The organism is Rhizobium sp. BK060, from assembly GCF_014193145.1.
Classification (GTDB): Bacteria; Pseudomonadota; Alphaproteobacteria; order Rhizobiales; family Rhizobiaceae; genus Rhizobium.
In genome coordinates this window covers 81127-94191 of the sequence record NZ_JACHYW010000017.1, presented here as the reverse complement: position 1 = coordinate 94191, position 13065 = coordinate 81127, and the positions used below count along the sequence as shown (strand labels likewise).

Here is a 13065-nt window from a genome sequence, read left to right as displayed (position 1 = left end):
CAACAAGCATGGCGGAACCGTTGTGTCCGGGCGAGCTATGGTTGAGGATCGCGCCGTTATTGCCGACCGCAAATCGGAGCTCGCGCGCTGTCCCTCGGGGAGAACCCTCCAAGGAAGCGTGCGACGAAAGCGTTTGCCGGCGCGGCGTAGATATCTTGCGGGGCCGCGAATTGGACAATTGAGCCGCTATCCATCACCGCCAGGCGATCCGATACCGCCATGGCCTCGACTTGATCGTGCGTGACGTAAAGCGCAGTGATGCCTTCGAGACGAATGAGACGCATCATCTCGGTGCGAAGATCGTCTCGAAGCGCAGCGTCGAGGTTGCTGAGTGGTTCATCGAGCAAGAGCAGCCTCGGGCGCATCGCCAAACAGCGAGCAATCGCCACCCGCTGCTGCTGCCCGCCGGAAAGCTCGCTGGGACGGCGTTCGGCCAGCGGGCCAAGCTGTGTGATGTCCAGGGCGTGGTCAACGCGCCCTGCGATCTCGCTGCGCGGAAGTCTCCTGACCTCCAGGCCAAAGCTCAGGTTTTTTCGAACCGTCATGTGTGGCCACAGAGCGTAGTCCTGAAATACGAGCCCTAGGTTGCGATCTTCAGGGGCAACAGCGCTATCGCGGGTCCACACGGTGTCCCCCTGGATTCGGATGGAGCCATTGTCGGGCGTGACAAGGCCGGCAATTGACCTGAGCAAGGTCGACTTGCCCGAACCGCTTGCACCAACAAGCGCGACGACCTCGCCTTGCTGGACGCTTAGATCGAGCGACCTCAGGACCGGCTTGCCGCCGAGCGATTTCGAGAGAGAAAGGCATTCAAGAGCGGGCTGGTTCACGATCGACCCTCCGATCCGTTTGGAGTTTGTTGATCGCCGCCCCGATGGCCGCGACCACGGCAACGGCGACAAGGGTAACTAGCGCAAGCGCGCAGGCAACGGCGTCGCGATCTTGCGTGAAGTCGTTTACGATCAGAGCCGCCAGCGACGGTCCGGCACTCGGCATCAGAAATTGCGCCATTGGAAGCTCGAAAATCGACCTTATGAGCGTCACGCCGAATGCCACCGTGACAGCACGGCGAATAAGGGGAACGACGACCCGCTGCAGGTGCTGTGTCGGCGTCGCGCCCGAAAGCCTGGACGCCTCTGCGAGAGATGGACCGAGCCGATCCAGGGCCGCCCAAGGAAGATCAGGCAATAGGGAAGTGCCGCCGCGGCATAGCCGATCACGAGCAAGGCACGTGATCCGTAAAGGCCCGTATCCTTGAAGCCGATCAGGCGGTTGTAGAGAAGGATATAGCCGAAGGCCAAGATTATCCCGGGAATGGCGACAGTCACCATCGCCAATCCGGCAGAGACCAGCCTCGTCGTGCGCGAAGCCATCGCGATACGGTAGGCAAACAGCGTTGCGAAGGTGACCGCGACGCACGCGGCCAGGAAGGCATAGACAAAGGTCCAGATGAGCGCCTGTCCGGCAACGGTGGTCGCGTCGAACACCGTGCGGATTGCATCCAACGAGAAGTTATCTGGTGAAAGCGCTGCAGCAAGCGATACCGTGAATGCTCGCAGAGCGATCGCCATAAGGGGCACGATAGCCGATGCAAAGCTGAGCGCTGCAAGCAGGATTACGGCCAACAGCTGGTATGGTCCAAGGCTATACGTGGAGAGGTCACGATTGCGGCCCGTCAGGAACCGGGTATCCCGATTGCCGCCGCTCAACGCCGTTGCGAGGATGGATCCGGACACAAGGAAAACAAGGAACAAGGCCTGCGCACCGGCTGCAGCGAAGTCGACCGGGAAGCTCGCTGTGGCGGCATAGATATTGTAGGTCAGAAGGCCGAAGTTCATGGAACGGGCGATCGTGTTGGCAATACCGAAGTCGCCGACGATTTCCGCAAAAGTGGTCAGAAGCGCCAATGCGATGGCTGGAAGCAGCATCGGAACCACTATCCGCCTCGTCACCTGAAATGGACGAGCCGATGCCATGCGCGCCGCGTCGACAAACTCGCCGCCGAGCCCCTGCAGCCGCGAGCGCGCTATGAAGTAGGGAACAGGAAACAGCGATATCGCCAGAATCATGAGCAATCCGACCGGACTGAAAAAGGCGGAAGCGTGTTCAGGGCTAAGGATGCCGAGATACACGACGTAGCCGCCCGGCGACATGAGCAATACCCACGCCAGCCCCTTGAGATAGCCCGGCGTCGCAAAAACCGCCCAGGGTACAAGTTGCCACAGTCTGCGGCCCTTCACGCTTGTCAGGGTCAGCACGAGGGCCAACGTGACCCCCAATGCCGTCGATACGAATGCTCCAACAAAACCGAGTACAACCGTGTTTACGATGCCACGCAACAGCCGAGGCGATGAGGCAAGGCGCGACAGTGCAGCAAGCGAAGGCTCCATGGTCGGTGACACTGGATCGAACATTCGCGGCAAGACGGCCTGAGCGAGAACGAGGAGCAGCGGTAACCCGATAAGGATGAACGAAACAGCCCAGAGGAGCGGTGCTCTGCCTTCCCAATTGGGCCGTCGGGGGCGGATTTGAGCTTTCATGACATCAATTCTCGTCTTGGCACTCGGGCAGAAAAGGGGCGCGGGTGTGCACTTACGCCCCTCGGCGTCTATTCAGGGAACGAACTGATCGCGGAACCACTGCTTCCATTCGGTTTCGTTGGTCGCTGCGGTCTTGTCGTCCAGGATTTTCCAGGTCGACGTATTGTCGACCCGGGCGCCACGACCGGTCACGCCCTTGATGACAGGAGCGAAGTATCCGTCGCCGCCTTCGGTCTTCAGCATCGCGGTTTCGCCGTCCTTGGTGAGCAGGAACTCGACGAAGGACTTTGCCTGATCTTCGTGCTTCGAAATCGCAGCAATTCCCGCACTCGCCGGGATTGCGACCACGCCATCAGAAGGATAGACGATGGAGACCGGCTCCTTCTTGTCGATCAGGGCGTAAATTGAATTATCCTGCTGGATCGCAAGTGCCGCATCGCCCGTGATCAGCGACTTGTTCACGGCACCACCGCTCGGAATGCCGCTCAGCGACTTGTTTGTCAGGATACTTTGAAGCTCGGTCTTTCCGGCGTCCACACCCTTGGCTTCGAAGTAGCCCGCGAGCCATTGGAACGCTGGACCGGACAGGTTGGGATCCTTTGCCGCGACCTTGCCTGCAAACGCCGCCAGCTCGGTCCACGACCGGGGTGCGGTAACCCCGTTCAGCTTGCTATCATTCACAGCGATGGCGGTCGTCGATACACTCACCGGGAAATATGCTTGACTTTCCGGCACCAACTTCCGGCCGAGTTCGGTATAGTCCACGTTGTCGGCCAGTCCAGGTTCCGGCTTGAGAATGCCCTGCTGCGCCAGGCGGCTCATCACAGCAGAGCCTTCGACCCAGATGACGTCGAACCTCGGGTTGTTGCCTTCCGCAGCAACCTTGCCCAGGAGTTCGCCCGTCGAAAGCCGGACCAGGTCTACTTCGATCCCAGTCTTTTGCGTGAATGCCTTGCTCGCACTTTCGACGGTGTCCAGCGCTGAATAAACGACTAGCTTGTCGGCAGCCGACGCCATGCTGGCAGCAGCGAATGCACAAGCTGAAAGACCAAATGCAATTGTGCTCCTGATCATCTCACAATTCCTGAGGTTTATCTTAAAGTTTCACACAGTACGCATGCGGATTATAAATCATCTATATTTCACCTATATTACAAACTTGAAAATAGTTACTTTCTTTTAGGGTTGGACCTTACACCCCTCTTCTGCCAAAGCTTGTCGATCGAGCCTCTGAGTTCAGCGAAGTTGGCCAGAGATTCGAGAGCAGCGGAGCGGTCGCGGTCCGCCATCGCGACGATCATTGCTTCCACAAGGACCATCGTCGCACCGTGCATGGCAAGGTGATCGGCTTTTCCACGGGGCGTCGGCAAGATCTCAGCCGTCCGTTTGCGTATGAACGGGCCGAGCGTATCCCCAACCAAGACAACAGGAACGTCGTGCTCTTCGGCGTAGTCGAGGATCACCGACACTTCCCGATAGATCGGAGCGTTGGCGATCATCATCACCGCATCTCCCTGCCGCAAGCCGAGAAGACTGTCGGCCAGGCCAATTCCGGTATCGGACAAGGGTACCGTAGAGAGGCCGATGCGATTGAATTGCAAAGCGGTATAGTTTGCCACGTATCCGGACGGGCCGATGCCAAAGACGAAGCGGCGATTGGCAGAAAACAGTATGTCGATTGCGCGGTCGAAGGCCGAGGAAAAATCCGGCGACGTCATTGCGTCAATGCTTTCCTGATGAGCCCTGAGCACATGGCCAAGTGCTCCCCCTGTCGTGTTTGCCACATCGGCGAGCGTTCGGCTTAGTCTTCCTTCAGGACTGGTCGCCGTCAGATCAGCGAGGATGGCTTCGCGCAGAGAAAACAGGCTGTCAAAGCCGAGCGAACGCGCGGCTCGCACCACGGTTGCGTCGCTCGTCCCCGCCTTCTCGGCGATCTCGGCAGCCGAGTTCAACAAAACAGCTTCCTTCTGCGTCCGAAAGAACGATGCCATTTTCTGTTCGGCCGGGGAAAGCGAGGCAAAGTTGGCCTCTATGCGCTCCTCCAGGGAGCCATCACCAAGCACTGCACCTTCGGTCATCAAACCCACCATGTCGTAATCACTACAGGATATCGTTATGCGTAATGTCTGTTTCAATAAAATGACAGGAAGGTGCATTGGGCTCCGGCAGGGCGCGGCTCCCGTCGGCAGGTCCAAGCCTCGGCAACGACGATTAGGTGCCAGGAAGAGTGGTTCAGCGCTCACAGTCATTAAGCTGACTGTCAGCTATGGAAATTAAGCTGACGTCAGCTACAAAGGAACCCGACAATGCAGTTCAGAACCGACAAAGGTCGCATCCAATGCTACGCTTCCTATTACGACAGCAGCGCGAAGCGAACCCGGCAGAAGCTGGTTTACATCCTCGGCAAGTATGGGATCAATACCAGGCCGACGCCCGACCAGCTCATTCCGGACTTCGGCACCCCAGAGCAACGCCAACGCTGGAGCGATGAGATCGCCGCCTACATCGATGAGCACAACACAGTTCTGACAACAGAGCGCGTTGAGCGTCTTCCGCTCGCTCTGAGGAGCAACGTCGACGCCATCCTTGCCGACCTGCGCAGCAAGACCCCGATCCTTAACGTGTGGCACCGGGCCCGCATCAAGACCGAGATCGAGCGGCTGGCCCGCGGCGTCGGCCTTATCACCCGCGCGAAGCCGAAGCCAGCAAAGAAGGCCAAGCCATCTGCGACGTCGAATCCAGTTTAAAACCCGCCGCCTAAAAGCGCATACCGCGCCCCGGATCCGCATCGGAGGACGCGCTACTCCCCTACCCTTAAAGGCCCTGGCCAGCTCGGCCACCAAAGCCGCCAGCGGCGCTTTTTCAGTTTGTCGTCCAACGTGCCACGCGCACGCCCAGTCTTGCTAGTTGGCTGCCGGGGCTGACTTGAAGGTCCCGATTTTCGACCTGGAAATGACGTTTCTGAAAGGTGCCTTTGACGTTGAAGACGGACTTGATCATTCCGCACCGCGTCAGACCATCGGCCTCCCGCAGCAGCTTTCAATCGCTGGCTCCCGGGCTTGAAGGAGACAGAGTGGGTCCAGCCACCCCGGCTCGATATGGCGGAAGAAACGCCGCACCCGTCATTTGCCGGCTAGTTTGAACAAACCGCGGCTTCCCTTTCAAGCTTTCGCGCATACTCGGTAAGTGGATAGCAAAGGACAAAGAAAATGAGGGCGACCAACCCGTAAACCTTGAAAGGTTCGAATGTTGCATTGTTGATCGCGTTTGCCGTTCGCATCAGCTCCTCAAAGCCAAGAATGGACGTCAGGGCCGTACTTTTGATGAGCTGCACGAGAAACCCGACGGTCGGTGCGCGCGTTATCCTGAAGGCCTGCGGGAGGATAATGAGACGAAGCTCTTGCAGGCGATGCAGACCGAGACTTGCGCCAGCGTCCCACTGACCGCGCGGAAGCGCCTCGACACCGCTACGCCAGATCTCGGCGAGATATGCGCTTGCATAAAATGTGAGCCCGCACACGGCAGCCGTCCATGGCTCGATTCGAAAGCCCAGCATGGGCAAACCAAAGAACATCAGGAAAAGCTGCATCAGGAGCGGTGTTCCCTGAAACAGTGCAATGTAACCTGACGCCAGACGCCTTGGCCAGAAACCCGTCGATATCCTCGCAAAGAGGATTGCCATGCCGACGCTCGCCCCGCCGACGAACGCAGCAATCGACAAGAGCAGCGTCCAACGCGTCGCGAAGACAAGATTGCGCAAAATATCCCAGAACGTGAACTCGATCATGATATTCCCGCTCCCAGGAACCGACGACCGCCAGCGATCAGCAGTCGCCTGAGGCTTGCCGACATGGCAAGGTAGATCAGGGTCACGACAAGGTAGGTCTCAAATGAACGAAACGTACGGGCCTGCAGAAGGTCAGCCTCTTGCGCCAGTTCGCGAACGGAGATCTGTGAGACCACAGCCGATTCCAGCATCATGATGACGATCTGACTTGTCAGGGCCGGAAAGATAATCTTGAGCGCCTGGGGCAAGACGACCTTGAAAAATACGTGCCTGGGCTTCAGCCCGAGCGCGCGCGCTGCTTCGCTTTGCCCTTTGGGGATAGCGTCGAGGCCAGCGCCAACGACCTCGGTCGTGTAGGCGGCCATGTTCAGGGTCATTGCGAGCAATGCCGCGGTTACCGGGTTAAGACGGATGCCGAGGCTCGGCAGGCCAAAGAAGATAAAGAACAGTTGGACCAGGAATGGCGTGTTGCGGATGACTTCCACGTAAATGCCAACGGCCCGGCGCAACCATTGAAACCGACTTCGGCGCGCCGCGGCACCAAAAACACTCAGTATCGTCCCAAAGACGGTGGTGCAGGCAATCAGAAAAAACGTCATGCCCGCGCCGTAAGCAAGCGCCCCCGCACCGCTCCAGAGCCAATCGAAGCCAAGGCTATAGGTCATCGCCACTCCTTTCACGGCGCGGAGCAGTCATGTCGATCAGTCCTTGAGGTTTTCAGGATTGAGCGGCGTCTTCAGCCAGGCCTTTGAACTTGCGTCGAGTTTCCCCTCGGCGATCATCTTGGCGACCACGTCGTTGACGGCGTTCTTCAGGCCATCCTCGCTCTTGCGCAGAGCGATGTGCGAAGGCGACGTCAGGAGCTGGAACTTCTGCTCCGGTTTCAAGGCGTCCTGGCGTGCCAGGACCTGCGCACCAACATCGTTTCCAACCACCATCAGCTGGGTTTGACCCGAGATGAAGGCCTGGATGACGGAATTGTAGTTTTCGAAACGCTGGATGGTTGCCGATGCGGGTGCTGCGGCCGTCAGGGAAGTGTCTTCAAGCGTGCCGCGGTTGACGGCAATCGTCTTGTCGGCAAGATCGTCCTTGCCGCTGATCGCGACTGCTGCCGGCCCGATGACCGCAATATAATACGGCGCGTAAGCGGCTGCGAAATCGAGGACTTCGGCGCGCTCCTTCGAATAGCCGACGCTCATCAGGATATCGACGCGCTTGTCGTTCAGATAGGCAATCCGGTTCTGTCCGGTCACGCTTACGAGGTTGAGCTTCACGCCAAGACTGTCGGCAATGTTCTGGGCGACATCGACATCATATCCCTTGAGGCTCATGTCGGCGCTGGCCGATGAGAATGGGGGGAAGTCGGAGAAAATGCCGACGCTGATTTGGCCGGCAGCCTTGATGTCTGCAAGGTCGTCGGCATGGGCCGACAGTCCGACCAGAGTGAATGCTGCGGCAGCGGCGATGGTTCGTCCAAGTTTGCTGATATTCATTTTTCTGTTCCCTTTTTTGGTTCTGGATGGTCGAGGAGATCCTTGCTGTCTCAGGCGGCGCGCTTGCGAGCGGATGGACTGAACATGGCAAGGCAAAGCAATTCGAATAGGACCTGCGCGGCTATCTGGGCGGTGTTGGACGTCGCGTCATACTGGGGCGCGACTTCCACGACGTCGCCGCCCACAAGATTTACGCCTCGAAGACCCCGCAAGATGGCGAGAACTTCTCTCGGGAGCAATCCTCCTACCTCAGGCGTCCCGGTTCCCGGCGCAAACGCGGGATCGAGGCTGTCGACATCGAAACTGATATAGGTTGGTCCGGAGCCGACTACCTCGAGAGCGCGTGATATCACCGCCTTGATGCCCATCTCCGCGACTTCCTCGGCGTGTATAACCGTCATTCCCGACGCAAAGGAGAACTCCCAGAGATACTCGGCTCCTCCACGAATGCCGATCTGAATCGTTTTCTTAGGGTCAAGCACACCGGCAAGGACAGCCTCTCGGAACGGAGCGCCGTGGTGGAACTTGGAACCCTCGTACGGGCCAGCGGTATCGCAATGGGCATCGATGTGAATCATTCCAACGGGCGTGCGACTGGCAAATCCCTTAAGAATGGCGCCGGAAATGGAATGATCTCCGCCCACCGACAGGGGTAGCACCCCAGTATCGGCGATCATGCGGTAGCTGGCTTCGATATCCGCATGGCATCCGGCGAGATCAAAGCGGCTTCTCATCGGAACGTCGCCGACGTCAGCGACCTTGAGCTTGCCCATTGGGGCCACCTTGAGAACATGTTCGTAGGGGCCAACACGTTCGATCGAGCGAACCGCGCGCGGACCCAACCGCGACCCGGCGCGATTTGTGACACCAAGGTCCATCGGCACGCCGATCAGCGCCACATCCAGCGCTGCAAGAACGTCGGCCCTGATGCCGTTTTCGATAAAGGACGCGCCAAGGAACGTCGCCGGGTCCGCAAACGGCCACTTGCGGCTGTCGCCGTCCTTGAAGACACTTGCCGCAACTTCACGAAAGTGCGGGTCGTGCATTTCGCCGCCGGCGGCATTGCCGAAGCGACGGCGTAGGTCTTCCAGAAAATCCTGGTCAATCGTCAAGATAAGCTCCCCCGGCTCTCGGTCCGAGATGGCATCATTCGCCTAGCCAGAATCCTTTACAACCTTGATATTTCGTGAGGGCCTATAACGATTTCTGATAGCCTTGCAGCCCCAAGCGCCATTTTCGGCCACCGACCGTTCAGATTACTTTATAAGGGCAAGGGCGATCCTCGGCCCGTTGCCTCCCGGATGAAGATCGTTCAATGTCGAATTTCGCTGTCATGAGTAGAATTCGGATAGCGCGCCTTTAACGCAACCGAAGACCCTGTCGAATGCTTGATCTCGACTCATATCTGCTGCGGGCATTCCTGACGGTCGCCGAAATTGGAACGGTCAACGGCGCCGCTGCCAAATTGCATCGAACTCAAGCGGCGGTCAGCATGCAAATCCGCAAGCTCGAGGAGCTCGTGGGGGTAACGCTCTTTTCTCGATCCTCCAAGGGGCTCGAGCTCACGGCTCACGGCCAGGTCATGGTGGCCTATGCCCGGGAGATTGTGCTGCTCAGCGATGAGGTCGGCCGTCGGCTCACCGGAAAGGTACTCCAAGGGCGAATCCGTCTCGGGGTCGTCGAGGACTTCGCCGCTAGTCGACTGATCAATATCCTTCGTGATTTCAGGACCCAGAACCCCAAGGTAGATATCGACATAATCGTCGAGCCCAACCGGCGTCTGGCAGAAATGTTCGAAGAGGGAAAGCTCGATCTTGCCGTATGCGACATCACCGTCCTCAACAGGAAACCTATACTGATCTGGACCGAGTATCTGACATGGGTCGTCAGATCGGATTTTGTGGTCGACGCCAGCAAACCGCTCCCCGTTATCATGTTTGATGAAGGCTGCCCCTGGAATCTCCAGACCATAGCGACGCTGTCGCAGCGAAACATAAAATGGAAGACGGCCTGCGTCGCTTCCACGTTGGTTGCCATGGCGACGGCGGTCAGGGTCGGCATCGGTGTCGGTCCCATGCTCGAGGCAACGATCCCGGAGGGATGTCGTGCGCTCGACAAGGCCGCCGATCTACCTGGCGCTGTGCGCATCGAGATTGGATTTTATGCTCAGTCAGAGGCGTCCGAAGGCGCCCGTTATCTTGTCGAGTTCGTGTCGCGACACACCGCGATGACCGACCGCCCATAACATTCCGTTATAGCCGCGAAAAATAAAACGGCCTGTTCAACTGGCGCGGTGGCTGCAATTTGGCCTTGGCAGCAACCGACGCGCCAATTGAAACAGGGAAACCGGCCGATGGCTATCGAGCACCCGACCGTCGACGAGGAGTCGCCACTTCAAACAGTCCATATCATCGGCCAGACCGCCAGTTTTGCCGCCGGGGGCAGCGTTCGTGCACAGGCTGCCGAGATTCTTGATCGCATCGATGCCCTGCTCGCGATGGAGGGCACGGACAAGTCAGAACTGATCCAGGCCAACATCTGGCTTCGCGATCTCGGGTCTTTTGCAGAAATGAACGCGGTTTGGGAACAGTGGGTACCTGCGGGCACAACACCTCGCCGAACAACTTTTGAAGATCATGGTCTGCCAGCACCATGCGACCTTCGAATCGACGTGATCGCCTGGCGAAAGAACCAGGAGTCCGCCTCGTCGTAAAGGCGTTGATGGGATGCCTGCCGCAGAAAACGGCGCCTCCCGAAACACGTCCCGCAGGAATTCGCATCGCTCGTCAAGAAACCGCTTGAGCAGCGCCCTGCCTTCGCATCGCGCTCGTTCAACTCAGCGACCAGGCCGTCGATCGCGTGCGCTGGAAGGCACTGAGCGGGATACCCCGAACAACGGCAGCCCAGCCGGTAAACGTATCGATCACAGCCCACCGGCCATCGAAGATCTTGCTGTTTTCAGCGCGATAGCGGGGGTGCTGACCGGTAGGACGCTCCGAACGAGCCATGACGCCCATCTGCCATCGTGGAATGCGTGAGATACGGATTGTAGGGCATCGAGCGGCGCCGCTGTACGCACTTAGTTAGGTGCCTCCCGTATCCCCGCGATTGTCAATTGGCAGTGATACGCGCGATTTTGCGTGTGGCCGCGAGACCTCTGTGGTCAAAATATCCATTTCCATCCATGAGGTGCCAGGTGAGCAACTCTTCAAACGAAGCACGGTTGGATAAGATGGTCGCAGCAAACAATGCTGCCGGGCAGTAGCTGTCGAAGGAGATGGTGTGATGCTTTGCGAGCGGCGGTTCGAGCGGCCAATCGCCGCCGCCAATGTCGATGCCGTCAGCCGAAAGCCGCACTGTCATACCTTCGAGCCCGAAGTTGGCCTTCGCGAGCCAGGCGAGGAGCCGCGCAATCTCTTTTTCCGCTTGGAGGCGGGCATCCCGATGCCCAGGCTTGCGGTATGCTTTGGGCTGCCCCAGGTCAAAAATTCGGTCGAGGGTGGACGGGATGATCGAAGCGTCCAAGACACGGCCTCCCGGGAAACGAGCCATTCTCAGGCGCTTGCTGCAAGCTTACCGCGGATGTTGATTGCGAACTGCCATTTGGACCTCGATGCTGACAGCCACCTGAAACGAGCCGCGCGCAAGGAGACGCAGTTCACCTGCGCCTCCAAGCTTGGGCTTTCGCAGTCACTCCCCTTCGACGATTTCCTTCGGCAAGGGCGAGCCGTGGTACTTTTGGTAGATCTCGTTCAGCTTGCCGTTCTTCAGGTTCTCCTTGATCCACTCGTCGAGCTTCGCAAGCAATTGTGGCTCGCCCTTGCGCACGCCAATCGCAAGGTTGAGAACACGGATCGTGATCTTGGGTTCAAAGGCCTTCGCCGTATCCTTTTCATGGATCTGCTTCACGAGCGTTGCCGATGTTGCAATGATGCCCGCCTGCCCTGACACGGCCGCAGTCACCATGGTCGCGTCGTCATCGTAGCGGGCGATCGTAAAGCCCTTTTCCGACGCCAGCTTGGTCAGCTCGGTATCCTGCGTGGTGCCGCGGGTAACAGTTACCGTCTTCCCCTTCAGGTCGGCCCAGTCTTTTATTGGTGAGGCAGCAGGTGCCGCAATCACGGAAAGGAGACCCGCGTATGGCGTCGAAAAATCGATGACCTTCTGTCTCTCGGGCGTTACCGACAGTGTCGAGATGACAATGTCGGCTTTATTCGTCTGAAGATTAGGAATTCTGGTGGCGCCCGTCGTCTGGATGAACTCCAGTTGAAGCCCCCAGTCCTTTGCCAGAAGCTCGGCCGTCTCGACATCCGAGCCAACGGGCTTCAAGTTCGCATCCAGCATGCCGGAAGGCGGAATGGCAAGGTCGGTCGAGATCCGGATCTTTTTTGCCGCCATGATGTCGCTCAGCGTGTCGGCGGCCGCCGGCACGGCACTCGCCGCCGTAAGCCCGAGAATTGCCAGCATGGCAAGGGATTTCGTAAGTTTCATAGGTTCTCCTCCAGGTTTGATTTGTGATTAGAGATCGTGGCTGAGGAAGTCCTTGAGCTCGGCCGTAGCCGGTGCGTTCAGGATTTCCGCTGAGCCCTGCTCGTGAACCAGGCCGTGATGCATGAACACGACCTTCGTCGCGACCTTTCGCGCAAAGTTCATTTCGTGGGTCACCATGATCATCGTCATGCCGCTGGTGGCCAATTGCTCGATGACCCGCAGAACTTCGCCGGTCAGCTTCGGATCGAGTGCGGATGTCACCTCGTCAAAAAGCATGACCTTGGGTTCCATTGCCAGCGACCGGGCAATGGCGGCACGTTGCTGTTGTCCGCCTGAAAGCTGCTCAGGATAATTGTCGACCTTGTCCAAAAGACCAACCCGGTTGAGCGCGTCGGCGGCAAGGTCCCTCGCCTCAGACCTGGCAATGCGCTTCACCGAGCGCGGCGCGAGCATGACGTTTTCGCCGATTGTCAGGTGCGGAAACAGGTTGTAGCTCTGGAATACGATACCAACGTCGAGCCGGAGCTTGCGCAAATCCAGCTTGGGATCGTCGACCCGGTGGCTTGCGACCTCAATGCGGCCGCTGTCAACCGTCTCGAGCCTGTCGATGCACCTCAGCGCCGTGCTCTTGCCCGAGCCGCTTGCGCCGATCAGGGTTGCGACCTCTCCCTTCTCGACCGAGAACGTCACTCCCTTGAGAACCGGAATGGCGCCGAAGCTCTTCTTTACTTCATTCAGGGCAATCATTTGCATG

The 13065-nt window shown here is 58.5% G+C and carries 15 protein-coding genes and 1 pseudogene; 3 read left to right on the top strand and 13 right to left on the bottom strand.

Annotated features, from left to right (window positions below; genetic code table 11):
* Positions 1-56: 56 nt before the first annotated feature.
* From FHT71_RS19460 to FHT71_RS19440, 5 genes and pseudogenes are all read right to left on the bottom strand, one after another.
* Entirely contained in the window at positions 57-830 is a 774-nt protein-coding gene (locus FHT71_RS19460; RefSeq protein ID WP_183721504.1) for an ABC transporter ATP-binding protein, read from the bottom strand.
* Positions 811-1419, bottom strand: coding sequence for an ABC transporter permease subunit (locus FHT71_RS32365; protein ID WP_245505524.1), 609 nt, complete (start codon positions 1417-1419; stop codon positions 811-813). Before FHT71_RS32365 ends, FHT71_RS19460 begins: the two co-directional genes overlap by 20 nt.
* A gap of 299 nt (positions 1420-1718) precedes the next feature.
* Positions 1719-2390: pseudogene (locus tag FHT71_RS31815) on the bottom strand (ABC transporter permease subunit); the annotation flags it as partial.
* Between the two features lie 222 nt (positions 2391-2612).
* Entirely contained in the window at positions 2613-3614 is a 1002-nt protein-coding gene (locus FHT71_RS19445) for an extracellular solute-binding protein (RefSeq protein ID WP_183721501.1), read from the bottom strand.
* A gap of 95 nt (positions 3615-3709) precedes the next feature.
* Positions 3710-4618: a MurR/RpiR family transcriptional regulator gene (locus FHT71_RS19440; protein WP_132592600.1), complete on the bottom strand. Its 909-nt coding sequence runs from the start codon at positions 4616-4618 to the stop codon at positions 3710-3712.
* Positions 4619-4846: 228 nt separating this feature from the next.
* On the opposite strand from FHT71_RS19440, the gene FHT71_RS19435 reads away from it, so the two are divergent.
* Positions 4847-5287 carry a hypothetical protein gene (locus FHT71_RS19435; protein WP_132592602.1) on the top strand — a complete coding sequence of 147 codons (441 nt, stop codon included), beginning with the start codon at positions 4847-4849 and terminating at the stop codon, positions 5285-5287.
* A 386-nt stretch (positions 5288-5673) separates the two neighbouring features.
* Here the strand turns inward: FHT71_RS19435 and FHT71_RS19430 are convergent, their stop codons facing one another.
* The 4 genes from FHT71_RS19430 to speB are packed head-to-tail and all read right to left on the bottom strand — an operon-like array spanning position 5674 to position 8932.
* Entirely contained in the window at positions 5674-6327 is a 654-nt protein-coding gene (locus tag FHT71_RS19430) for an amino acid ABC transporter permease (RefSeq protein WP_132592604.1), read from the bottom strand.
* A complete protein-coding gene (locus FHT71_RS19425; RefSeq protein ID WP_132592606.1) occupies positions 6324-6992 on the bottom strand; it encodes an amino acid ABC transporter permease in 669 nt (222 codons plus the stop codon). Before FHT71_RS19425 ends, FHT71_RS19430 begins: the two co-directional genes overlap by 4 nt.
* A gap of 36 nt (positions 6993-7028) precedes the next feature.
* Entirely contained in the window at positions 7029-7820 is a 792-nt protein-coding gene (locus FHT71_RS19420; RefSeq protein WP_132592608.1) for a transporter substrate-binding domain-containing protein, read from the bottom strand.
* 50 nt (positions 7821-7870) lie between these two features.
* A complete protein-coding gene (gene speB / locus FHT71_RS19415; RefSeq protein ID WP_132592610.1) occupies positions 7871-8932 on the bottom strand; it encodes an agmatinase in 1062 nt (353 codons plus the stop codon).
* Positions 8933-9204: 272 nt separating this feature from the next.
* Between speB and FHT71_RS19410 the strand changes: the two genes are divergently transcribed.
* Positions 9205-10065: a LysR substrate-binding domain-containing protein gene (locus tag FHT71_RS19410; RefSeq protein WP_183721498.1), complete on the top strand. Its 861-nt coding sequence runs from the start codon at positions 9205-9207 to the stop codon at positions 10063-10065.
* A gap of 108 nt (positions 10066-10173) precedes the next feature.
* Positions 10174-10533: a Rid family hydrolase gene (locus FHT71_RS19405; protein ID WP_132592614.1), complete on the top strand. Its 360-nt coding sequence runs from the start codon at positions 10174-10176 to the stop codon at positions 10531-10533.
* A gap of 118 nt (positions 10534-10651) precedes the next feature.
* Here the strand turns inward: FHT71_RS19405 and FHT71_RS19400 are convergent, their stop codons facing one another.
* The 4 genes from FHT71_RS19400 to FHT71_RS19385 form a co-directional block, all read right to left on the bottom strand.
* Entirely contained in the window at positions 10652-10828 is a 177-nt protein-coding gene (locus FHT71_RS19400; RefSeq protein ID WP_165933151.1) for a hypothetical protein, read from the bottom strand.
* A gap of 103 nt (positions 10829-10931) precedes the next feature.
* On the bottom strand, positions 10932-11345 hold the full coding sequence (locus FHT71_RS19395) for a hypothetical protein (RefSeq protein WP_132592616.1): 414 nt from the start codon (positions 11343-11345) through the stop codon (positions 10932-10934).
* 165 nt (positions 11346-11510) lie between these two features.
* Entirely contained in the window at positions 11511-12311 is an 801-nt protein-coding gene (locus tag FHT71_RS19390; protein WP_132592618.1) for a transporter substrate-binding domain-containing protein, read from the bottom strand.
* Positions 12312-12338: 27 nt separating this feature from the next.
* Positions 12339-13064 carry an amino acid ABC transporter ATP-binding protein gene (locus FHT71_RS19385; RefSeq protein ID WP_132592620.1) on the bottom strand — a complete coding sequence of 242 codons (726 nt, stop codon included), beginning with the start codon at positions 13062-13064 and terminating at the stop codon, positions 12339-12341.
* Position 13065 lies beyond the last annotated feature (1 nt).

Coding starts and splice junctions, on each gene's coding strand:
- FHT71_RS19445 (WP_183721501.1), bottom strand. CDS start 3,614: ATGATCAGGAGCACAATTGCATTTGGTCTTTCAGCTTGTGCATTCGCT.
- FHT71_RS19435 (WP_132592602.1), top strand. CDS start 4,847: ATGCAGTTCAGAACCGACAAAGGTCGCATCCAATGCTACGCTTCCTAT.
- FHT71_RS19440 (WP_132592600.1), bottom strand. CDS start 4,618: ATGACCGAAGGTGCAGTGCTTGGTGATGGCTCCCTGGAGGAGCGCATA.
- FHT71_RS19405 (WP_132592614.1), top strand. CDS start 10,174: ATGGCTATCGAGCACCCGACCGTCGACGAGGAGTCGCCACTTCAAACA.
- FHT71_RS19430 (WP_132592604.1), bottom strand. CDS start 6,327: ATGATCGAGTTCACGTTCTGGGATATTTTGCGCAATCTTGTCTTCGCG.
- FHT71_RS19385 (WP_132592620.1), bottom strand. CDS start 13,064: ATGCAAATGATTGCCCTGAATGAAGTAAAGAAGAGCTTCGGCGCCATT.
- FHT71_RS19410 (WP_183721498.1), top strand. CDS start 9,205: ATGCTTGATCTCGACTCATATCTGCTGCGGGCATTCCTGACGGTCGCC.
- FHT71_RS19420 (WP_132592608.1), bottom strand. CDS start 7,820: ATGAATATCAGCAAACTTGGACGAACCATCGCCGCTGCCGCAGCATTC.
- FHT71_RS19390 (WP_132592618.1), bottom strand. CDS start 12,311: ATGAAACTTACGAAATCCCTTGCCATGCTGGCAATTCTCGGGCTTACG.
- FHT71_RS19400 (WP_165933151.1), bottom strand. CDS start 10,828: ATGGCTCGTTCGGAGCGTCCTACCGGTCAGCACCCCCGCTATCGCGCT.
- FHT71_RS19425 (WP_132592606.1), bottom strand. CDS start 6,992: ATGACCTATAGCCTTGGCTTCGATTGGCTCTGGAGCGGTGCGGGGGCG.